The 20,682-nt window shown below is 69.3% G+C and carries 19 protein-coding genes and 1 tRNA gene; 11 read left to right on the top strand and 9 right to left on the bottom strand.

Annotated elements, in window-relative coordinates; genetic code table 11:
• Window positions 1-49: 49 nt before the first annotated feature.
• The 6 genes from BBK82_RS54060 to BBK82_RS14375 form a co-directional block, all read right to left on the bottom strand.
• Entirely contained in the window at window positions 50-1,579 is a 1,530-nt protein-coding gene (locus tag BBK82_RS54060) for a serine/threonine-protein kinase (RefSeq protein WP_065915478.1), read from the bottom strand.
• Window positions 1,579-3,054 (bottom strand): peptidoglycan D,D-transpeptidase FtsI family protein, encoded by a 1,476-nt coding sequence (locus BBK82_RS14395; RefSeq protein ID WP_065915477.1) that lies wholly within the window; start codon window positions 3,052-3,054, stop codon window positions 1,579-1,581. Before BBK82_RS14395 ends, BBK82_RS54060 begins: the two co-directional genes overlap by 1 nt.
• Complete coding sequence (locus BBK82_RS14390; RefSeq protein ID WP_083268801.1) at window positions 3,051-4,418, bottom strand: FtsW/RodA/SpoVE family cell cycle protein; 1,368 nt, start codon at window positions 4,416-4,418, stop codon at window positions 3,051-3,053. Before BBK82_RS14390 ends, BBK82_RS14395 begins: the two co-directional genes overlap by 4 nt.
• A gap of 108 nt (window positions 4,419-4,526) precedes the next feature.
• Entirely contained in the window at window positions 4,527-5,936 is a 1,410-nt protein-coding gene (locus tag BBK82_RS14385) for a PP2C family protein-serine/threonine phosphatase (RefSeq protein WP_065915475.1), read from the bottom strand.
• Complete coding sequence (locus tag BBK82_RS14380) at window positions 5,933-6,394, bottom strand: FHA domain-containing protein FhaB/FipA (RefSeq protein ID WP_065915474.1); 462 nt, start codon at window positions 6,392-6,394, stop codon at window positions 5,933-5,935. The genes BBK82_RS14385 and BBK82_RS14380 overlap by 4 nt, the downstream gene beginning before the upstream one ends.
• 51 nt (window positions 6,395-6,445) lie before the next feature.
• Window positions 6,446-7,669 (bottom strand): DUF3662 and FHA domain-containing protein, encoded by a 1,224-nt coding sequence (locus BBK82_RS14375; RefSeq protein WP_065915473.1) that lies wholly within the window; start codon window positions 7,667-7,669, stop codon window positions 6,446-6,448.
• Between the two features lie 115 nt (window positions 7,670-7,784).
• Here BBK82_RS14375 and BBK82_RS14370 point away from each other — a divergent pair.
• The 4 genes from BBK82_RS14370 to BBK82_RS14355 all read left to right on the top strand — a co-directional run bounded on the left by BBK82_RS14370 (window position 7,785) and on the right by BBK82_RS14355 (window position 10,372).
• A tRNA-Leu gene (locus tag BBK82_RS14370) sits at window positions 7,785-7,867 on the top strand.
• Window positions 7,868-7,955: 88 nt separating this feature from the next.
• Window positions 7,956-8,768: an NADP-dependent oxidoreductase gene (locus BBK82_RS14365; RefSeq protein WP_154697313.1), complete on the top strand. Its 813-nt coding sequence runs from the start codon at window positions 7,956-7,958 to the stop codon at window positions 8,766-8,768.
• A 315-nt stretch (window positions 8,769-9,083) separates the two neighbouring features.
• The gene (locus tag BBK82_RS14360) at window positions 9,084-9,701 is read left to right on the top strand and encodes a hypothetical protein (protein WP_065915471.1); all 618 of its coding nucleotides are present in this window, start codon (window positions 9,084-9,086) and stop codon (window positions 9,699-9,701) included.
• 14 nt (window positions 9,702-9,715) lie between these two features.
• On the top strand, window positions 9,716-10,372 hold the full coding sequence (locus BBK82_RS14355; protein WP_065915470.1) for an NAD(P)H-binding protein: 657 nt from the start codon (window positions 9,716-9,718) through the stop codon (window positions 10,370-10,372).
• Window positions 10,373-10,457: 85 nt separating this feature from the next.
• Here the strand turns inward: BBK82_RS14355 and BBK82_RS14350 are convergent, their stop codons facing one another.
• Window positions 10,458-11,738: a D-arabinono-1,4-lactone oxidase gene (locus tag BBK82_RS14350; RefSeq protein WP_065915469.1), complete on the bottom strand. Its 1,281-nt coding sequence runs from the start codon at window positions 11,736-11,738 to the stop codon at window positions 10,458-10,460.
• Window positions 11,739-11,821: 83 nt separating this feature from the next.
• On the opposite strand from BBK82_RS14350, the gene BBK82_RS14345 reads away from it, so the two are divergent.
• Together BBK82_RS14345 and BBK82_RS14340 are read left to right on the top strand one after the other, a co-directional pair.
• Window positions 11,822-13,003 (top strand): amino acid deaminase/aldolase, encoded by a 1,182-nt coding sequence (locus BBK82_RS14345; RefSeq protein ID WP_065915468.1) that lies wholly within the window; start codon window positions 11,822-11,824, stop codon window positions 13,001-13,003.
• A gap of 228 nt (window positions 13,004-13,231) precedes the next feature.
• On the top strand, window positions 13,232-13,858 hold the full coding sequence (locus tag BBK82_RS14340; RefSeq protein ID WP_083267955.1) for a helix-turn-helix domain-containing protein: 627 nt from the start codon (window positions 13,232-13,234) through the stop codon (window positions 13,856-13,858).
• On the opposite strand, the gene BBK82_RS14335 is transcribed toward BBK82_RS14340, so the two are convergent.
• The gene (locus BBK82_RS14335; RefSeq protein ID WP_065915466.1) at window positions 13,855-14,499 is read right to left on the bottom strand and encodes a TetR/AcrR family transcriptional regulator; all 645 of its coding nucleotides are present in this window, start codon (window positions 14,497-14,499) and stop codon (window positions 13,855-13,857) included. The two genes, BBK82_RS14340 and BBK82_RS14335, sit on opposite strands and share 4 nt — an antisense overlap.
• An 82-nt stretch (window positions 14,500-14,581) precedes the next feature.
• Between BBK82_RS14335 and BBK82_RS14330 the strand changes: the two genes are divergently transcribed.
• From BBK82_RS14330 to BBK82_RS14315, 4 genes are read left to right on the top strand one after another with little or no spacing between them, the layout of a single operon-like run.
• On the top strand, window positions 14,582-15,829 hold the full coding sequence (locus BBK82_RS14330) for a GH1 family beta-glucosidase (RefSeq protein WP_065915465.1): 1,248 nt from the start codon (window positions 14,582-14,584) through the stop codon (window positions 15,827-15,829).
• Between the two features lie 40 nt (window positions 15,830-15,869).
• Window positions 15,870-17,030, top strand: a complete 1,161-nt coding sequence (locus tag BBK82_RS14325; protein WP_083268800.1) for an MFS transporter — start codon at window positions 15,870-15,872, stop codon at window positions 17,028-17,030.
• Window positions 17,030-17,809, top strand: a complete 780-nt coding sequence (locus BBK82_RS14320; protein ID WP_065915463.1) for an SDR family NAD(P)-dependent oxidoreductase — start codon at window positions 17,030-17,032, stop codon at window positions 17,807-17,809. The genes BBK82_RS14325 and BBK82_RS14320 overlap by 1 nt, the downstream gene beginning before the upstream one ends.
• Before the next feature lie 44 nt (window positions 17,810-17,853).
• Complete coding sequence (locus tag BBK82_RS14315) at window positions 17,854-18,099, top strand: three-helix bundle dimerization domain-containing protein (RefSeq protein ID WP_065915462.1); 246 nt, start codon at window positions 17,854-17,856, stop codon at window positions 18,097-18,099.
• 247 nt (window positions 18,100-18,346) lie between these two features.
• Here BBK82_RS14315 and BBK82_RS54055 read toward each other — a convergent pair whose 3' ends face one another.
• On the bottom strand, window positions 18,347-18,706 hold the full coding sequence (locus BBK82_RS54055; RefSeq protein ID WP_030480258.1) for a hypothetical protein: 360 nt from the start codon (window positions 18,704-18,706) through the stop codon (window positions 18,347-18,349).
• A 496-nt stretch (window positions 18,707-19,202) separates the two neighbouring features.
• Between BBK82_RS54055 and BBK82_RS14305 the strand changes: the two genes are divergently transcribed.
• On the top strand, window positions 19,203-20,588 hold the full coding sequence (locus tag BBK82_RS14305) for a helix-turn-helix domain-containing protein (RefSeq protein ID WP_065915461.1): 1,386 nt from the start codon (window positions 19,203-19,205) through the stop codon (window positions 20,586-20,588).
• Window positions 20,589-20,682: the final 94 nt, after the last annotated feature.

The following is a 20,682-nucleotide window of genomic DNA, read 5'->3' as shown; positions in this document are numbered from 1 at the left end:
TTCGTCCCGCTCCTCATCGACGGTGTTCCCATCTCGGTTCTCGTCTTGCTCATGGCCGGCACGTCACCTTCACCTGCGTGCCTGCCGACAGGTCGCCGGTGGGCGCGATGGCGGTGACGCGGCACTTCTCCAGGTCTCCCGGTGACGTGCCCTGCGGGCTCAGCACCTTCGGGTCGAGGCCGTGGCCAGCCAGTTCGGTGCTGACCTCGTCGCCGCTTCGACCGATGTAGTCGTCCTCGTCGATCCGGGTCGCCGGGTTGCCCGGGATCCGGTCGGCCGAGTCGGGCTTCTCCTGGCCGTTCACCGGCGCGTTCGGGCTGCTCGTGGTCTGCGTCGAGCCGCTCTGTCCGCCACCGGCGTTCGTCCTGGTGGTCAGCTTCCAGACGACGACCCCGCCGATCACCAGCAGCGCAATCACCAGAAGAGCGACCATAACCCACACGGTCACCCGGTTTCTCGCGGGTGGCGGCTGCATCGGGCCGAACGTTCCGGTGTGCTGCACCGGTTGTTGTACCGGTTGCATCGTCGGATGGGTACCCGCGCGCGGCTGTCCGCCGGAGTGGTGCGGCATCGGCGGCGGCACCGGCAACGGCTGCGACGCCTGGGGCGGCGGCTGCTGCGGAACCACCTGCTGCTGCACCTGCTGGGGCGGCAACTGCTGCGGCACTTGCTGAGATGCCATCTGCTGGGGGAGCACCTGCTGCGGGATCGGCGGCATGGTGAACCCAGACGGCGTCGGCAGCGGCTGACCCACCCGCACCGCGCTGACCGCCGCGGCGAACTCGCCCCCGGTGCGGTAGCGCTGCCGCGGGTCCTTCACCAGCGTCGCCTCGATCAACGCGCGGGCACCCGGCGGCACGTCCGGCGGCAACGGCGGCGCGATGTCGCGGATGTGCATCATCGCGACCGTCACCGCGTTGTCCGACAGGAACGGCCGGTGTCCCGCAAGGCATTCGTAGCCGCACACGGCCAGCGAGTAGACGTCGCTCGCCGGTTCGGCCTCGCCGCCGAGCGCCTGCTCGGGAGCGATGTAGTGCGCGGTGCCCATGACCATGCCGGATCGTGTCACGGGAGCGGCGTCGACGGCCTTCGCGATACCGAAGTCGGTGATCTTCACCTTGCCCGACGGCGTGACCATGATGTTGCCCGGCTTGACGTCCCGGTGCACCAGTCCGCGTTCGTGCGCGGCCTGCAGCGCGTTGCCGGTCTGCTCCAGCAGGTCCAGCGTCACCTCGGCGGTGAGCCGGCCGCGGGAGATGATCGTCGCGAGCGGTTCGCCCTCGACGAGCTCCATCACCAGGTACGCGGTGTCCTCCGGCCCGTCGGTGACGGACGCCGTCTCGCCGTAGTCGTGGACCGACGCGATGCCGGGGTGGTTGAGCGACGCGGTCATCCGGGCCTCCACCCGGAAGCGGTGCAGGAACTCGGCGTCACCCGAGAGCTCCGCCTTGAGCACCTTGACGGCGACCCGCCGGTCGAGCCGGTCGTCGGCCGCCTCCCAGACCTCGCCCATGCCACCGACCGCGATCCGCCTGGTGAGGCGGTAGCGGTTGGCGAGGAGCTGGCCCGTGGTCAGCATCAGCGACCCGCCAGGTACGTGTTCATCACCGCGCGGCCGATGGGCGCCGCCACCTTGCCACCGGTGGCGCCGAGACCGCGGTCGCCACCGTTCTCGACGATCACCGCGATCGCGATCTCCGGCTTCTGCGCCGGCGCGAACGCGATGTACCAGGCGTGCGGTGCCTCTGTCTGCTGCCGGCTGCCGCCGACCTCGGCGGTACCGGTCTTCGACGCCACCTGGACGTTCGCCAGCCTGCCCTCGCCACCGGTGTTGATCTCCGACTGGACCATCATGTCGCGCAGCGCGGCCGCGTTGGCCGAGCTCATCGCGGTGTTGATCTCGTCGGGGTCGGTCTCGTCGATCGCCTTCAGGTCCGGACCGAGGATCTTCGACACCAGGTACGGCTGCATCCGCTCGCCGCCGTTGGCGATCGTCGCCGCGACCATCGCGTTCTGCAGCGGCGTCACGCGCACGTCGCGCTGGCCGATGCCGGTCTGCCAGAGCGCGGGGTTGTCCGGGATCTCGCCGAGGGTCGAGGTCTCGACGTTCAGCGGGATCTGGAGGTTGTCGTCGTTGAAGCCGAACTTGTCCGACTGCGTCTTGAGCTTGGCCTTGCCGATCTGCTCGGCCATCTCGCCGAACGCCGTGTTGCACGACTTGGCGAGCGCCAGCTCCATCGACGCCGTCTGACCGCCACCACACGGCTGGCCGTTGAAGTTCGGCAGCGGCACGGTGGTGCCGGTCGGCGTGGCCGAACCCGCGGCGGTGTACTGCGACTCCTTGGTCTTGCCGTCGGCCAGCGCCGCCGCCGCGACGACGACCTTGTACGTCGAACCGGGCGGGTAGAGGCCACCGGTCGCGCGATTGATCAACGGGTTGCCGTTGCCCTCCGCGATGAGCTGCTTCCACGCCGACTGCTGCTGGGCCGAGTCGTGGCTCGCCAGCAGGTTCGGGTCGTAGGACGGCGTGCTGACCATCGCGAGGATCTCGCCGGTTTCCGGCTTGATCGCCACGACCGAGCCGCGGAAGCCCTTCGCGGCCAGCTGCTCGTAGGCGACCTGCTGCACCTTCGGCACCAGCGTCAGCTGCACGTTGCCGCCGACCGGGTCCCGGCCGGTGATCAACGCCGAGACGCGGCGCGTGAACAGCCGGTCGTCGGAGCCGTTGAGCAGGTCGTTCTCGGCACGCTCGATGCCGGAGGTGCCGTAGGTGACCGAGAGGTACCCCGTCACCTGCGCGTACGCCTGGGGTGCCGCGTAGGTGCGCAGGTACCGCAGCCGGTCCGTCGTCTCCTTGACGTCCGCGATGACCATGCCGTCGGCGGCCATGATCAGGCCGCGCTTGCGGCCGTACTCGTCGAGGAGGACCCGGCGGTTGTTCGGGTTCTTGCGCCACTCGTCGGCGTTGATGACCTGCACCCACGTGGCGTTGCCCAGCAACAGCAGGATCATCACCATCATGGCGAAGCCGACTCGGCGGAGCGGTGTGTTCATTTCGGACGCTCCACCATCACAGTGTGCTGGTCGGCGATGGCCGGCTGCTGCGGCTTCGGCTTGGGAGCCCGCTGCGGGGCCCGCGCGGCCGCGGAGATCCGCAGGAGCAACGCGATCAGGACGTAGTTCGCGAGCAGCGATGAACCGCCCTTGGACAGGAACGGGGCGGTGATGCCCGTCATCGGGATCAACTTGGTGACACCGCCGACGACGATGAACACCTGGAAGCACATGGCGAACGCGAGACCGCCGCCCAGCAGCTTGCCGAAGCTGTCGCGCACCGAGATGGCGCTGCGCAGGCCCCGCATCGCGACGACCATGTAGACCAGCAGCAGTGCCGCGAAGCCGACGAACCCGAGCTCCTCACCGATCACCGCGGTGATGAAGTCGGTGTTCGACTCCGGGATCATCTCCGGCCGGCCGGCGCCGAGGCCGGCACCACCGATGCCACCGGTCGCCAGACCGAAGAGCGACTGCGCGATCTGGTAGCCGCCGCCGTCCTCGTTGTAGGTGGCCATCGGGTCCGACCAGTTCGCCACGCGCTGCTGGACGTGCGTGAAGAGCTTCCACGCGATCACGGCACCGCCGGCGAACAGGCCGAGGCCGAGCACCACCCAGGCGGCGCGCTCGGTGGCGACGTAGAGCAGCACCAGCACGATGCCGAAGAACAGCAGCGAGGAGCCGAGGTCCTTCTGCAGGATCATGACCGCGACCGCCACGCCCCACGCCGCGAACAGCGGGCCGAGGTCGCGGGCACGCGGCAGGTCCATGCCGAGGAACCGGCGGCCCGCGGTGGTGAAGAGGTCCCGCTTCGACACCAGGAACGCGGCGAAGAAGACCATCAGCAGGATCTTGGCGAACTCACCCGGCTGGATCGAGAACGGGCCGATCCGCAGCCAGATCTTGGCGCCGTTGATCGTCGGCGCGATGAAGCCGGGCAGCACACCGGGCAGCAGCAGGGCGACCAGCCCGGCCAGGCCGAACGTGTAGCCGAACCGCGCCAGGGTGCGGTGGTCGGTGAGGAACTTCAGCGTGGCCGCGAACAGCAACAAGCCGATCGCGGTCCAGATGACCTGCTTGAACGCCATCGGGTCCCACGTCGACCCGTCGTCGAAGACGGTGCCCTCCATGGCGAGGTCGATCCGGTGGATGACCACCAGGCCGAGCCCGTTCAGGAACGCGACGCACGGCAGGATCACCGGGTCGGCGTAGGGCGCCCAGCGGCGCACGGCGAGGTGCGCGCAGGCGAACAGGCCGAGGTAAGCGAGACCCAGCCACAGGATCCGCAGGCTCAGCGAGCGTTCCTGGTTCAGCTCGACCAGGATCAGCGCCAGCGTGACGAGCCCGGCGGCGAACGAGAGCATCACCAGTTCGGTGCCGCGCCGCGTGGGCGGTCGCAGTCCTGGCGACGTGGTGTTCGCCACCGATGCGACTGGTGAGCCGTCCCCGGCCGGGGCGGGTGCGCCCTTCAACTACGGACCCTCCCGGCATTCCACGCCCGGCTTCTGCGCGGACGAGGTGAGCGAGGGCTCGGTGGTCTCGCTGCCCGACGGCGGCGGGGTCGTCGGCGAGGGCGAACCGTTCGCGGGCGGCGTCGGCGTCGTGGGCGACGTCGGGCTCGACGAGGCCGAGGTGTCCTTGCACAGCGGCAACATGTGCGCCGTGCGCAGCATGCGGACCGCGGCGCGCGCGCCTTCGATGCCGTTGTCGCTGCGGATGCCGTCGGTGATCGTCTTGCGACCCGCTTCCTGCAGGTCGTTCACCGCGATCGGCGTGCAGCCCGACGAGCCGGGCGGGCACGAGTCCTCGACCTTCGACGACAGCTTGAAGCCGAGCACGGTGCCGTTGAGACCGCGGAAGATCGCGACCTGGCCGTCCTCGGTCGCACCGACGTAGAACTGGGTGTTGAGCCACAGCTTGCCGCCGACTCCGGCCGCGCCGACCACGACGAGCAGCAGGAAGATGAGCGCGAACGCCTTGAGGGTGTTGCGCTTCTTGCGCTTCGGGTCCTGCGGCGGTGGCGGTGGTGCCTCCATCCGCTGCGGCATCGGCGGGCGCTGCTGGGTGAGCGCGCTCGCCCGTGACGCCGCGGAGTCCGGCGGGGTGTTGTGCTCCTCGCTGCCGTCACCGGCCGCACCACCGACGATCGGGTAGTCGTCACCGAAGTCGACGTCCTCGACGTCCGCCACGATCACCGTGACGTTGTCGGGGCCGCCGCCCTTCAGGGCGAGCTCGATCATCCGGTCGGCACAGGCCTGCGGGTCCGGGATGCGGATCGCCTCGTCCAGCGTCTCCAGCGAGACGACGCCGGACAGGCCGTCCGAGCACAGCAGGAACCGGTCGCCGGACCGCGCCTCGCGCACCGTGAGGCTGGGCTCGAAGTCGTGCCCGGTCAGCGCGCGCAGCAGCAACGAGCGCTGCGGGTGCGTGGCCGCCTCGTCCGGCGTGATCCGGCCCTCGTCGATCAACGACTGGACGAACGTGTCGTCGTGCGTGATCTGCGCGAACGAGCCTTCCCGCAGCAGGTACGCGCGCGAGTCGCCGATGTGCACCAGGCCGAGCCGGTTGCCCGCGAAGAGCACAGCGGTGAGCGTGGTGCCCATGCCCTCCAGGTCGGGATCGCTCGCGACCAGCTCGGAGATGGCGCCGTTGCCGGCCGCGACCGCGTCGCGGAGCTTGCCGAGGAGGTCGTCGCCGGGCTCGTCGTCGTCGACGTGGGCCAGTGAGGCGATGACGACCTTGCTCGCGACCTCGCCGGCGGCGTGGCCACCCATGCCGTCGGCGACTGCGAGCAGGCGGGGGCCCGCGTACACGGAGTCCTGGTTGTTGGAACGGACCAGGCCCCTGTCGCTGCGGGCCGCGTATCGAAGAACCAAGGTCATGAGCGCAGCTCGATCACCGTTTTGCCAATGCGGATCGGGGTGCCGAGAGGTACGCGCAGTGGTGCGGTGACCTTGGCTCGGTCTAGGTAGGTGCCGTTCGTGGAGCCGAGGTCTTCCACGTACCAGTCGGTGCCGCGCATGGACAGCCTCGCGTGCCTGGTCGACGCGAAGTCGTCGTCCAGCACGAGAGTCGAGTCGTCCGCGCGGCCGATCAGGATCGGCCGGCCGTCGAGTGAGATTCGGGTGCCGGTGAGCGCGCCGTGGGTGACCACGAGCGTTCTCGGCGCCTTGCTGCCCCTCGCCGACTTGTCGGACCTCCGGAACCCGGGCAGACCTGACGCCCGGAGCCCTGAGGCTGCGTAGAGATCAGAGCGGACCACACGTAGCGCGGCCAGCACGAAGAGCCAGAGGAGCACGAGGAAGCCCGCTCTGGTCAGCTGCATCACCAGCTCTTGCACCGGTTGTAACCGCTCCTGCCTTGAGTTGCTGACCGATGCCCGTGTCGACCACTAGCCCGCGGTGCGGAAGACCAGTGACGAGTGGCCGATGCGGACGACGTCGCCTTCCGCGAGCTGCCAAGTCTGCACTGGCGTGCCGTTCACCGTGGTGCCGTTTGTCGAACCGAGATCAGCCAGCATCGCACTGTGCCCGTCCCAGGTGATTTCCAGGTGGCGCCTGGACACACCGGTGTCGGGGAGGCGGAAGTCGGCTTCCTGCCCACGTCCTACGACGTTTCCACCCTGCTTGAGGTTGTACGTCCGGTTGGATCCGTCGTCGAGGTGCAGCGTCGCGTTGAGCTGGCGGTTGCCGCCCTGCACTGCCGGCGGGGCGTATCCGCCCTGGTTGTAGCCCTGGTCGTAGCCACCGGCCGGCTGGCCGTAACCCTGGTCGTAACCGCCGGCCGGCTGGGCGCCGCCGTAACCCTGGTCGTAGCCCTGCTGGCCGTAGCCCTGCTGCTGGCCGTAACCCTGGTCGTAGCCGCCGCCCTGCTGGCCGCCGCCGTAACCCTGGTCGTAGCCCTGCTGGCCGTAGCCCTGCTGCTGGCCGCCGTAACCCTGGTCGTAACCCTGCTGGCCGTAACCCTGGTCATAGCCCTGCTGGCCGCCGCCGTAGCCGCCGCCCTGCTGGCCGTAGCCCTGGTCGTAACCGCCTTGCTGCTGTTGGCCGTAGCCCTGGTCGTAGCCCTGCTGCTGGCCGTAGCCCTGCTGCTGGCCGTAACCCTGGTCGTAGCCGCCCTGCTGACCATAAGGGTCGTGGCCGGGCTGGCCCTGTCCTTGTCCGTAGCCGGGTGGCTGGCTCATGACTCGGTCTCCTGCGGTGCGAGGTGGTGCTGACCGTCGGCTGGCCGCTTTCACGTCGGGGTCGACGGACGAGCTGGTTCGGAACTGTCCGGTGTGCAGCGCCTCGGAGCGCTCCAGGGAGACTACGACGTCACCATAGGTATCCCATCCGGACTCTTCCAGGTGCTCTCGCAGGCCCTCCGCGAGAAGCTGGGTGATGCGTAGTTCATCCTGCTCGTCCCCGGCAAGTCGTTCATGGTCCTGCGGGCCGAGGAGCACGACGTAGTGGTTGGGGGCTAGCAGTCTGCCACCCGCGAGCTCGCGGATGTTGCTGTCACCCTCCCGTTGCAGCGCCTGTGCCACCTCTTGGGGCACGACGTTGCCGCCGAACACGCGCGCGAAGGTGTTGCCGACCAGACCCTCGAGCTTGCGCTCGAAGCGTTGCAGGCCCACGTCAGCTCCTCCCTCGGGCGGTCTCCTGTACCGATCGTATCCGGGTACGACCCGGCCTACAGGGGGCGATTAGGAACCTGGTTTGGACGCGTGCTAGTGTTCCTCTCGTCTCCAGGGGCAAGTGGCGGAATGGCAGACGCGCACGGTTCAGGTCCGTGTGTCCGAAAGGACGTGGGGGTTCAACTCCCCCCTTGCCCATCGATAGACAGAAAGAACCCCTCTCGCGGAATCGCGAGAGGGGTTCTTTCGTTGAACGGCAGTATCGGATTCCTTGATCCAACAGGTGATGTCTGTCACTCGTTCGGGGGTCGGCATGTGGGGGATAGCGGCGGCGGACTTCGGTGCGGAGCTTCAGCTCGTGGAGCTTCCCGAGCCGCAGGCGGGCCCGGACGAGCTCAAGGTGCGGATGTTCGCGGCGAGCGTGAACCCGTTCGACCGCAAAGTCGTGAACGGGATGCTTCGGGAGTCCGCAGAGCACCGGTTCCCGTTGGTTCCCGGAACTGATGGTGCGGGTGAGGTCGTCGGTTCGGGAGAGCGGATTTTCGGGACCTTCTTCCACCGTCCCGTCGGCGGCGGAACTTATGCGGAGTACGTCACGGTTCCGGCGCAGAACGTGTTGGCGCCGTTGCCGGAAGACCTCGATCCCGCGGTGGCCGCCGCATTGCCGACCGCCGGCATGACCGCGTTGCAGTTGGTCGAGTCGTTGGGTGACGCGAAATCGGTGGTGGTCATCGGTCCGAACGGCGGAGTCGGGTCGTTCGCCGTGCAGATCGCCCGTGCGGCGGGCAAGGACGTGATCCCCGTCGGCCGGGGCGACTCCCTGGTCGAAGCCGACGCGCTCATCGACCTCGTGAGCACCGACCGTTCGTCGTTCGAGGCGAACGCGCGCTACGCGCCGTTGGCGTTCAACACGAACTACGTGTCCAGCGACAACGCGCAGAACTTCGGCATGAAGGGCTCGCGGGAGATGCTCGTCCGCCTGGCGTCGATGGTGCAGGCGGGGGACCTGTCGGTGCCGATCGCCCGCCGGGTGCCGTTGCGCGATGCCGCCGACGTTTTCGCAGGTCACGGTCCCGGCAAGACCGTGATCATCATGTAGGTGGTCGTTCTGGCGCGGTGAACGGTCGGCGGCCGGTGGCCGGCGCCGTTCGCCGCCGTTTCGCCACCACGCCTGGCACACCCACTGTGAGCAGGTCTTTTGGTGCGTCCATCCGGCTTAACGTCACCCAGACGGCAGCACCGTAGGACCGAACTCCCCGCACCGCTGTTCGACCGGTCACCGACCGGTCGGCGCCGTCGATCGCAGGGGGTCCTGCGACCTGGGGAAGGGCCGCGCGCTTGCTGCTAATCCTTATGCAGAGCACGAGTCGGAAACGCGGCGGAACTCCCGCTGCGGTGGCGAGGAGGCACTGGCGTGAGCAGCACCCCAGCAAGGATCGCGGCACCCGGCAGCGCGCAGGGACTGTCGACCACCCCGGTCCCGGTTCCGGAACTGCCCGCGTCCGTCGAGGAGCTGGCAGCCGCCGCGGCGATCCGCCTCGGCTGGCACGGCGTGGTCCTCCCCGAGATGGTCCTGATGGGCCGCAAGGTCGTCGTCGTGGCCGAGCTCCTGGCCGACGCCCACGCCGAGCGCGTCTGCGTCGGTGCCGGTCCCGAGGCCGACAAGACCACCGTCTCCACCTGGGTGTGGCCGGAGATGGAAGGCCGCGTCCCGCCGGCCGCCGTCCGCATCGTCGGCGTCCTGGCCGTCGCCCGCCACTGGCGCACCGCACTGGCCTCCGCGGTCCCCTTCTCCCGCTACGGCAACGCCGCCGTCGTGCTGCCGGACTCGGTCGCGTTCACCAACGACTACCTGACCAACTGCCTGCCGCGCGTGCGCCGCTACGGCGTCTCGGTCCTGCTGGCCGACGACGAGAAGGACCTCTCCGTCGACGTCTCCGGCCGCAACGAGTGCGTTCCCGTCGAGGACACCGCCATCACCCGCTGGGTCAACGAGCTGGTCTACGAGCAGGTGCTCGCCACCGCCTCCTGAACTACGGTCGGGGCATGCGAGTAGTCATCGCCGGCGGACACGGGCAGATCGCGCTGCTTCTCGAGCAGCTGCTGGCCACCCGTGGAGACGCGGCAACAGCACTGGTGCGCAATCCCGACCACTTCGCCGACGTGCAGGAAGCCGGAGCCGTTCCGGTGCTGTGCGACCTGGAGTCCGCCACCGTGGACTCGGTCGCCGACTATTTGAACGGCGCTGACGCCGCGGTCTTCGCCGCCGGCGCCGGGGCAGGCTCAGGAGCCGCCCGCAAGGACACAGTGGACTTCGGGGCCGCCGCCCTGTTCGCCACGGCAGCGGCCGAGGCGGGCGTGCGGCGGTTCCTCCAGGTCTCCACGGTCGGCATCGAGTCAGCGGACTCGCCGTCGGTGAACCCCGAGTTCGCGGTGTACCTCAAGGCGAAGAAGGCGGCAGAGGACGACCTGAAGCCGCGCGACCTGGACTGGACGATCCTGCGCCCCGGCCCGCTGACGAACGACGCCCCGACCGGTCTGGTCACCCTGGCCGCTCCGGTGCTGCCGCGCTCCGAGGTGACCCGCGCCGACGTCGCCGCCGTGCTGGCCGAGCTGCTGACCGCACCGCAGACGATCGGCAAGACGCTGGAGCTGACGAACGGCCCCACGCCCATCCCCGACGCCGTCCGCGCCATCCTCTGAGTGCACGCGGGGAGCTTTCGTACTCTCCTGGCGCACGCGGGGGCCCCGCGTGCCGCAGAAGGGAACGCGGGACTCCCGCGTGACATCAGCCGAGGACGCGGTCGAGGTAGGCGTTGGTGAAGGTGCGGGTCGGGTCGACCTCGTCGCGGACGCGGAGGAAGTCGTCGAAGTGCGGGTACAGCGGCCGCAGTTCGGCAGAGGTGAGGTCGTGCATCTTGCCCCAGTGCGGCCGACCGCCGACCGACGCCGCGATGGACGCGTACGCGTCGAAGAACGCCTTGTACGGCATCCCGAGCGCCTGGTGCATCGAGATGTACGCGGTGTCGCGCCCAGAAGCCGTCGACAGCCAGATGTCGTCGGCCTGGGCGACCCGCACCTCGCACGGCACGATCAACGCGTCCCGGTCGCCCAGCTTGGTCGCGACCGCTCGCAGCTCACCGATGACGTCCATCAGCGTCTCGCGCGGGATGGAGAACTCGGTCTCCACGAACCGGACCCGGCGCGGGGTCACGAAGACGTTGTGCGAGTAGTCGGAGTAGGTCCGCTCGGAGATCAGCGAGCCGCACAGCTCGTTGAGCTTCCTCGTGTAGCGGGGGAAGGTCTTGGCCACCTTGCACACCGCGCCGAACGCGGCGTTCTCCATGACCTCGTACTCCCAGACCTGGCGGGCCCGCGACAACGGCCGCGCCGGCTCCGAGATCCGGTTGTTGCGCTTGAGGATCACCCGGTCCGAGTGCGTGAACCAGTGGAACTCGACGTGGTCCTCGACCGCGCACAGGTCGTCGAACTGCTCCAGCACCGCGTCGAGGCGGCCGGGCGACTCCGAGGCCCGCAGCACGAACGACGGCACGCACTGCAGCGTGATCGTGCTGATGACGCCGAGTGCGCCGAGGCCGACGCGGGCGGCGTTGAAGAGGTCGGGGCGTTCGGACCGGGAGCAGGTCACCACCGAGCCGTCGGCGAGCACCAGCTCCAGCGCCGCGATGGCGGTGGCCAGGACGCCGAGCTTCGCGCCGGTGCCGTGGGTGGAGGTCGAGACGGCGCCGGCCACGGTCTGGGCGTCGATGTCACCGAGGTTCGGCATGGCGAGACCGAGGCGGTGCAGGTCGGCGTTCAGGACGTGCAGCGGTGTGCCGGAGCGGACGGTGACCAGGCCGGACTCCGCGTCGGCGCGGACGATGCCGGTCCAGCGGTCCAGGTCCAGGGCGATCTCGGGTGCCACCGCGATGTCGTTGAACGAGTGGCCGCTGCCCCGCGCGCGCACGCGGCCGCCGGACACGACGGTCGCGGCGATCTCATCCGTGCTCGCCGGGTGGACGACGCGCGTCGGCGCACAGGAAGCAGTGCGAGCCCAGTTCGTCCACACGCGTACCTCCACAGAGTGTGACCTGCGAGTAACGTAAGTGAAAGCTCTTCACGTTTCAAGGGTTGAGGACGTACCGTCGACGCATGCGCCGAACTCGACTCGACACCGCGACGAAGGACCTCGATCCTCCGTTCGCGATCGTCGACCTGGACGCCTTCGACCACAACGCGGCAGACCTCGCCCGCCGCGCTGCCGGGCATCCGATCCGGGTCGCGAGCAAGTCGATCCGCGTGCGCGACCTGGTGAGCCGGGCGCTCGACCGGCCCGGTTACGCCGGGGTCATGTGCTACTCGCTCGCCGAAGCGCTCTGGCTGTCCGAGCAGAACGTCAGCGAGGACCTGCTCGTCGCCTACCCGACCGCCGACCGCGCCGCCCTGCAGAAGCTCGCCGCCAACGAGACCGCACGCCAGCGCGTCACCATCATGGTCGACTCGGTGGAGCACCTCGACTTCGTGGACGCGGCGATCGGCCCGCACTCCGACATCAGGGTCTGCCTGGAGCTCGACGTCTCCTGGCGCCCGCTGCCCGGCGTCCACATCGGCCCGCGCCGCTCGCCCGTCCACACCCCGGCGCAGGCGGCCTCGCTGGCCGCGAAGATCGCCAGGCGGTCCGGCTTCACGCTCGTCGGCGTCATGGCCTACGAGGGCCAGATCGCCGGTCTCGGCGACAACCCGCCCGGTCAGCCGCTGCGCGCACTCGCCATCCGCGCGATCCAGGCCAAGTCCGGTCCCGAGCTCATCGGCCGCAGGACCGCCGTGGTCACCGCGGTCCGCCAGGTCGCCGAGCTGGAGTTCGTCAACGGCGGCGGCACCGGCAGCCTGGAGCTCACCGGCACCGACCCGTCCGTCACCGAGCTTGCCGCGGGCTCCGGCCTCTTCGGCCCGACCCTCTTCGACGGCTACCAGGCGTTCAAGCCGGAACCCGCGGCACTCTTCGCGCTCCCGGTCGTCCGCAAGCCGGCCAAGCGCGTCGCCACGTTGTTCGCCGGCGGCTACATCGCCTCCGGCACCCCGACCCCGGACCGCCAGCCCTCGCCGTACCTGCCGGAGGGGTTGAAGACGCTCGGCCTCGAAGGTGCCGGCGAGGTGCAGACACCGGTCACCGGCAAGGCGGCCGAGCAGCTCGCGATCGGCGACCGCGTGTGGATGCGGCACGCCAAGGCCGGCGAGCTGTTCGAGCGGTTCGACGAGGTGCACCTGGTGCACGGCGACCGCATCGAACGCACGGTGCCGACCTACCGCGGTGAGCGGCGGAACTTCGGCTGACCTGGCAGATGTGGGGCTGGCGCGCAGGTTTGCACGAACTCGTCGCCCACTCGAAGCTGCACTGCCTTTGAGGTGCAGAAACGGGCGCCTGCAAAAGCATCGCAACCTCAGTGGGGAACGGTGGCCACAGACCTCGCGTTCCTGCGGATCAGCTGTACAGCCGCTCACCCGGATCGCCAGAGTTGAGCCGCACCGGGCCGACCGTGTTCCGGGTGAGCGGAGGTTGCCGTGTCGCGCTGGACCCGATGTCCCTCGGAGGTGGTCGCCCTGGGCAGGTGGCTGAGCGACGAGAGGAGGGCCGTAGGGCTGACGAACGACAGGTTGGGCGCGCGAATCGGCTACCACGGGACGACCGTGTCGCGGGCGTGCAACGGCAAGGCGGTGCCGAGCTGGGCGCTGGTGTCCGCGATCGTGGTCGCGTGCCACGGTGACGTCGGCCTGGCGCGGCGTCTGTGGGAGGACGCTGTGCAGGCACAGCGGGTTCGCCGCAACCAGCGCATCCGCAGGGAACCGATCGGCCGGATCGACTCCTTCGATGGTCTGAGCGCAGGTCTTCGGCAGATGTGGCTGGACACCGGCCTGTCCCAGCGCGCGATCGTGCATGCCGACGAGTCCGGCCGGCTGCGCCGGTCGAGCCTGGGGGCGGTGCTCCGCGGTGAGCGGAGACCGCACAAAGAGCTGACGGCGGCGTTGACGCGCGCCTGTGGTGGTGACGAGCAGACCGTGGCTGTGTGGGTGCAGGTCTGGGAACAGCTGGACGCGGACCATCAGCGTGCCCGCTACTCCGCCCTTCTCGCTGCTCGAGAACGGCGCCGGCACTACTTCCGGAGCCGCACGGCGTTCCGGCGCCCCTAGGCGGGCAGGCGTGACGACAGGTAGCCCCTGACCAGCGCCTTCGCCTCCACCAGGATCGCCTGGTCGCCGGTCGCGTTGTTGCGGAACGCCATCTTCAGCACCGCGTCGGCCGCCTCGACCGCGATCGCGATCGGCAGCTGCACCTCGCTCATGGGGATGCCGAACTTGCCGGAGATCAGCTCGGAGATCTTGTCGGAGATGACGGCGTTGTTGTCGCGGCGGTCGTCCAGCAGGCGCATGTCGACGACGTCACCGAAGTGCAGCTTGCCGAACGCGGGGATCTCCCGGTGCATCGTCACGTAGACGTCGAACACCGTGTCCACGGCGTCCCACCAGTGCTCGAGGGTCGCCTGCTCGAGCCGTTCGGTGATGCCGGAGGAGAACCGGTCCACGTTGCGCAGGGTCAGCGCCTGCACGACGGCTCGCTTGTCGGGGAAGAACTGGTAGAGCGATCCGACCGCCACTCCCGCTCTCTCCGCGATCAACGTGGTGGTGACGCCGTCGTAGCCCACCTCGTCGATGAGCGTCGCGCAGGCTTCGAGCATGCGCTCGACCCTCTTGGCGCTGCGCTGCTGGACGGGCTGACGGCGGAGCGGGGTGGTGCTCGTCACGGCGACTCCCAGTAGTTCGGGTACGTCCATCTTGCCCGTTGTCCGGCTTCTTCACTTCCCTGAACCTGTCAACACGCCTACGATCCGAACAAGTTTCACATTTGGAGGATCGATGAGCGACTTCCTCTGGGGAGTGTCGACGTCCGCGTTCCAGATCGAAGGCGCGTTCGACGCGGGCGGCCGGGGCCCCTCGGTGTGGGACGACTTCGCTCCGGTGCACGACAACGACAACGCCCGCGTTGCGTGCGACCACTACTACCGGTGGCGCGAGGACGTGGCGCTGATGACCCAGCTCGGGGTCAACGCCTACCGGTTCTCCATCGCCTGGCCGCGCGTCCAGCCCTCCGGCAAGGGGCCGGTCAACGCCGAAGGCCTCGACTTCTACGACCGGCTCGTCGACGCGCTCATCGACGTCGGCATCGCGCCCGTGGTCACGCTCCACCACTGGGACACGCCGCTGGAGCTCGAGGCGGAGGGCGGCTGGCTCCACCGCGACATCGCCGACCGGTTCGCCGACTACACCGCGCTCGTCGCGGACCGCCTGGCCGACCGGGTGCACATGTGGATCCCGATCAACGAACCCGCCATGGTCACGTTGCAGGGCTATGCGATCGGTGAGCACGCACCGGGCAAGACGCTGCTCTTCGACGCGTTGCCGACTGCCCACCACCTGAACCTCGCCCACGGCCGCGCCGTGGAGGTTCTGCGCGGCTACAACGCCCGCGCAGTCGGTACCGCCAACAACCACACGCCCGCCTGGCCTGCGACGGAAGCCGACCAGCCCGCCGCCGACGCCTACAGCGACATCCACAACTGGCTCTACGCCGACCCGGTGCTCACCGGCCGCTATCCGAACTCGGTCGCCGAGCTCCTGCCGGTCCGCGACGGCGACCTCGCGACGATCCACCAGCCGCTCGACTTCTACGGCGTGAACTACTACAACCCGACCAGGCTGAAGCTGCCGTCGGAGGGCAACCCGCTGCCGTTCGAGCTGGTCGACATCCACGAGTTCCCGCGCACCGGGTTCGGCTGGCCGGTCGTGCCGTCCGGGCTGTCCGAGATGATCGGCACGCTGCGCGAACGGCACCCGGACCTGCCGCCGGTGCACGTCACCGAGAGCGGCTGCAGCTTCCCGCACGAGGTCGAGGACGCCGCGCGGATCGCCTACCTCGACGGACACCTCAAGGCCGCGCTGGCAGCCGGGGTCGAGGGGTACTTCGTGTGGTCGCTGCTCGACAACTTCGAGTGGGAGGCCGGCTACTCCCAGCGGTTCGGCCTGGTGCACGTCGACTACGAGACCCAGCGCCGCACGCCGCGTGACTCGTTCCACTGGTACCGCAGGGTGATCAGCGGTGAGTGAGGCGCTGGCCGAACCGGTCGTCCCGGTGCGAAGAGGCTGGATGGCCTGGCTCTTCGCCGCGAACCTCGGGCTGTGGCTCGCGATCTACGCGCCGATCCAGGTCCTGCTGCCGCAGCAGGCCGCGTTGCTCGACGGCGCCGACAAGGAGTTCGTGTTCGGCCTGGTCACCGGTGTCGGTGCCGCCGTGTCGCTGCTGGTGGTGCCGCTCATCGGGTTCCTGTCCGACCGCACGACCTCGCGGTTCGGCCGGCGGCACCCGTGGACGGTGATCGGCGCGGTCGTCGGCGCGGCCGGCCTGGGTGTGCTGGCCGAGGCGTCGTCCGTCGCGGTCATGACGATCGGCTGGTGCCTGGTGCAGGCGGGGATCGGCGGCATGCTGGCCGCGTTGACCGCCGTGGTGCCGGACCGGGTGCCGGTGGCGCAACGGGCGCAGGTCGGCGGGTTGATCGGCATCAGCCAGATGCTCGGCACGGTGCTGGGCGCGGTCGTGGTGACGTTGCTGGTCAGCGGCCTGCAGGCGGGCTATCTGGCGTGTGCGGTCATCGTCGTGGTCGGTGCCGTCTTCTTCGTCCTGCGCACGCCGGACACGCAGCTGGTCACCAAACCGGTGCGGCCGACGTTCTGGATCTCCCCGCGGGACCACCCCGACTTCGCCTGGGCCTGGGGCGGGCATCTGCTGATCAACCTGGGCAACGCGTTCGGCACCCTGTACCTGCTCTACTTCCTCGGCGACGTGGTCCGGCACGAGTCGCCGGAGGACGGTTTGCTGGTGCTGATGGCGCTCTACGGGGTGGCGCTCGCCGCAGGAGCGGTGCTGTTCGGCGCACGGAGTGATCGTTCCGGGCGCCGCAAGCCGTACGTGTACCTCGCGGCGTTCGTGATGGCGCTCGCGGCGTTGTTGCTGGTCGTGTGGCCGACCTGGATCGCCTCGCTGATCGCCGCGCCGTTGCTCGGCGTCGGCTTCGGCATCTACTGGGCGGTGGCGATCGCGCTGCTCACCCAGGTGCTGCCGGCGGCGAGCGACCGGGCCAAGGACCTGGGCGTGTTGAACGTGGCGAACGCGTTACCGCAGGTCATCGCCCCCTTGCTGACGGCGGTCATCCTGGCGAATCTAGGTGGCTACCGCGGGTTGTTCGCGGCGTCGGCGCTGGCGACAGCGCTGGCGGCGGTGTTGATGAGTCGAGTGCGATCGGTGGTCTGATGCAACTGTCGGGCAAGCGGGTGCTGGTGACGGGCGCGTCCCAGGGGATCGGCGCGGAGGCCGCGTTCCGGTTCGCGGCGCACGGCGCTCATGTGGACCTGGTGGCCAGGAGCGCCGAGCTGCTCGATCTGCAGGTCAAGCGGATCACCGAGTTCGGCGGCTCGGCGAAGGCCCACGTGGCCGACCTCGCGGACGCAGCGCAGATCCGCACGCTCGCCGAGGCCGTGGACACACCGGACGTGCTGGTCAACAACGCGGGTGTGGGCAGGTGGCTGTTCCTCGACGAGTGCACGCAGGACGACCTGACCACGATGACCGCCGTGCCGTTCATGGCCGCGATGTTGCTGACCAGGGAGTTCCTCGGCGCCATGCGGTCACGCGGCTCCGGCTGGATCGTCACCGTGAACTCACCGGTGTCCCGGCTGCCGATCCCGGGGGCGGTGGGCTACCAGTCGGCGCGCTGGGCGTTGCGCGGGCTGACCGCGTCGCTGCGCCTCGACCTGCGCGGTACCGGCGTCGGCGTGAGCGAGGTCGTGCCGGGCAAGGTGTCCAGCGAGTACTTCGCCAACAACCCCGGTGCCGAGGAACGCATCCCGGCGATCGCACGGCTCATCCCGACGGTCACGCCGGAGCGGGTGGCGGTGGCGATCGTCGACGCCGTCCGCAAGGAGCGCGCGGAGCACCTGTTCCCCTGGCAGCTCAAGGCGTTCGAACTGTCCGGCCGGCTGCTGCCCGGTCTCACCTCGTACCTCACCTGGAAGACGGGTACGCGCCGCTGAAACCGGGAACTCCCCGGTGGGACCGAACCTCTAGGGAGGACACCATGACGCGCACGATCGACGGCCACCTCGTCCGCGACCCGCACGACCTCCACGCGGAACAGCAGGCCCAGCTGCAGCAGGCGGAGAACGAGGTGGAACGCCGGGTCGGTGGCAAGTACGAGAGCCAGACCGTGCGGGAAGCCGTGCTGGAGGCCTACGAGGAGCTGGCCGACGAGGCCAAGATCGAGTCGTTCCTGCCGATCCTCACCGCCCGCGCCGCCGAGCAGAAGCTGGCCGAACGCGGCTGAGCGAGGCGTGGAAGCGGCCCCTCACCTGCGCGGGAGGTGCAGGCAAGGGGCCGAAGCTGGTGACCGCGGACCGATGCCGGTCGGGGAGGGAAGGTGCACGGCACCGGCCCGCGGGAATCTGTGGAGTTGAGCTGACCGGGGTCCGCGATGTCGCGGTCGGGGGTTCGCGCATCGCGGACCACCGGTCAGTAGGCGGTTTGCAGACCTGGTCGTGTCGGGGGGACGCCAGGTCGGTCGCAAACGCCCGTTAGTGGGCTCGAGCCACCGCGCGGCGGGACCGGGTGACAGGAGGGGTCACCGGGGCCTCGCGCAGGTGGCGAGCCGGGCGCGGGGCGAGTCCGCCCGCAACCAGGTGTTCGTACGCGGCGCGCCACACCGAGCAAGGTGACTTCTGCTGGCGCCAACGACCGGAGCACTCGGGGCAGTTGCCCTTCTCGTCCGGCTCGTGCGCTGCCAGCAGAGCACGCCATCCCTCGGTCAGCCGAGGGAGCTCGGATCGAGCCACCGACAGGAGAGACGGGGCGTCAGCGCGGCTCGCCAGCTCCGTGAGCAGGTCGAGGCGTTCCCACACAGCGTTGCGAAGAACCTGTCCGAGGATCGCGTCCATCGAAACGTCACCGTCACCTTTCCGCCTGGTCGGCGGCTTCGCGTAGCGCGGCCCTGAGCTGTACGAGCTGGTCGTGGGACAAGACTGCCGTCTCACCGGGAGGTCCCACCAGAACCACTTGGCCCTGTACGACCTTCACGGTGAGCTGGCGGTCCCGGTCGACCACGTCGCCGCAGCTGATCTGCCACGTCCGACGCTGCCCGGTCGTGCCGCGCCATGTGGATCCGGTGTCACCCGTCTCCACAATGGAGGTGGAGCTGGGGGAGGAGCTGTCCATCAGTTCGGCTGTTCCTCTCCGTGCTCACTCGCTTACCGGAGTCCAGATTGCGATGATTCATGCCGGAACGGGACGTCACAGCGCCCACCGGTGGAACTCTTACGGTGAGCGGTAAGCGGTGTTCGGCAGGGCCGATCAGCCCTGCCGAAGAGGACTTCTCGGGCTCGGGGACCTGCCCCTAGTCTGCCGATGACGCCCAACGGACTGTGAGGGTGCGCGATGAACACCATGAGTACCCAGGGCTCTTCTCCTATCCCCGCCGAGGTGTGGGACCAGCAGGAGATGCGGGACGCCCTGGCGCGACGGGAGATCAGCTCGGTCTACCGGCTGCTGCGGCGGCACGGCGTGTCGCAGCGCCAGATCGCGGCGCTCACGGGTCAGTCGCAGTCCGAGGTCTCGGAGATCCTCAAGGGACGCCAGGTGATGGCGTACGACGTCCTGACCAGGATCGCCGTCGGCTTGGGTGTCCCACGTGGATACATGGGTCTCGCCTACGACGAGACAACGGCAGTGAGGGTGGCCGCAACCGCGGACACACCCCATCCTGAGGAGGACGAGTCGGTGAAGCGTCGGAAGTTCCTCGCGCACGCCGCCGCCGTGACAGTCGGCGCGGCCGTGTTCGGAGCGGACTCCGGGTCGTGGGTCTCACACCCCACACAGACTCCGGCTCCGGGACGCATCGGCATGACAGACGTGCGGCAGGTCGAAGCGGCCACCCGCGCGCTGCGTGCGCTCGACTACCAGTACGGCGGCGGTTCCTGCCGCGACGCGGTCGTGGCCCAGCTGTCCTGGGGACAGCAGATGCTCGGCGCGAGCTCCACGGACGTCGTGCGTCAGCGCCTCTACGTCGCGCTCGCCGACCTGCACAACCTCGCCGGCTGGACGTCGTTCGACACGGGCCTGATGGACTCGGCCCGCAACCACTTCGGCCAGGCGCTCGACCTCGCGAAGCAGGGCGAGAACGAGGCGCTGATGGCCAACATCCTGTACCGCATGGGCCGCGTGTACTTGCACCAGAACGCCCCCGACGACGCGCTGAAGGTGTTCCAGCTCGGCCAGCTGGCCGCGCAGAACTCCGGTTCCGAGCTCGCGGTGGGCATCCTCTGCGCCAACGAGGCCTGGGCGTACGCGAAGATGGGCTCCGACGAGCAGGCGCTCAAGCTGCTCGGCCGCGCTCGCGACGAGTTCTCCCGCGCCAACGTCACCGAGGCGCCCGCGTGGGCCAAGTTCTTCAACGAGATCGACCTCTCGTCCATGATCGGCACGGTGCACACGGAGCTGGCGCAGACGGTGGATGCCAAGTACACGCGGACCGCCATCCCGGCGCTGTCCAAGGCGATCAACAACTTCGGTGACGAGTACGCCCGCAGCCGCTCGTTCAACCTGACCTCCATGGCGATCAACCACCTGCTCGAGGGCGACATCGACCACGGCGCCAAGATCGGCCGCCAGGCCGTGGACCTGTCCGAAAGCCTCAAGTCGGTGCGCACCAAGCAGCGCATGGAGCCGCTGCGCCAGGAGGCCGAGAAGCGCCGCAACAACCCCGAGGCCCGCGAGCTCGCGGACCGCGTGGCCCGCTTCACCGGCACCGAGTCGGCCGCCTGACCTGCGTCTCGTTTGGGTCCTATAGCAGCACGTTCGGATGGTGTGGGACACGAACCGGTAACGCCAGGAGCTTCTGACACGAATGCAGCATCGA

Source organism: Lentzea guizhouensis (assembly GCF_001701025.1).
Taxonomy (GTDB): domain Bacteria; phylum Actinomycetota; class Actinomycetes; order Mycobacteriales; family Pseudonocardiaceae; genus Lentzea; species Lentzea guizhouensis.
This window is presented reverse-complemented; position numbering and strand designations above follow the sequence as displayed.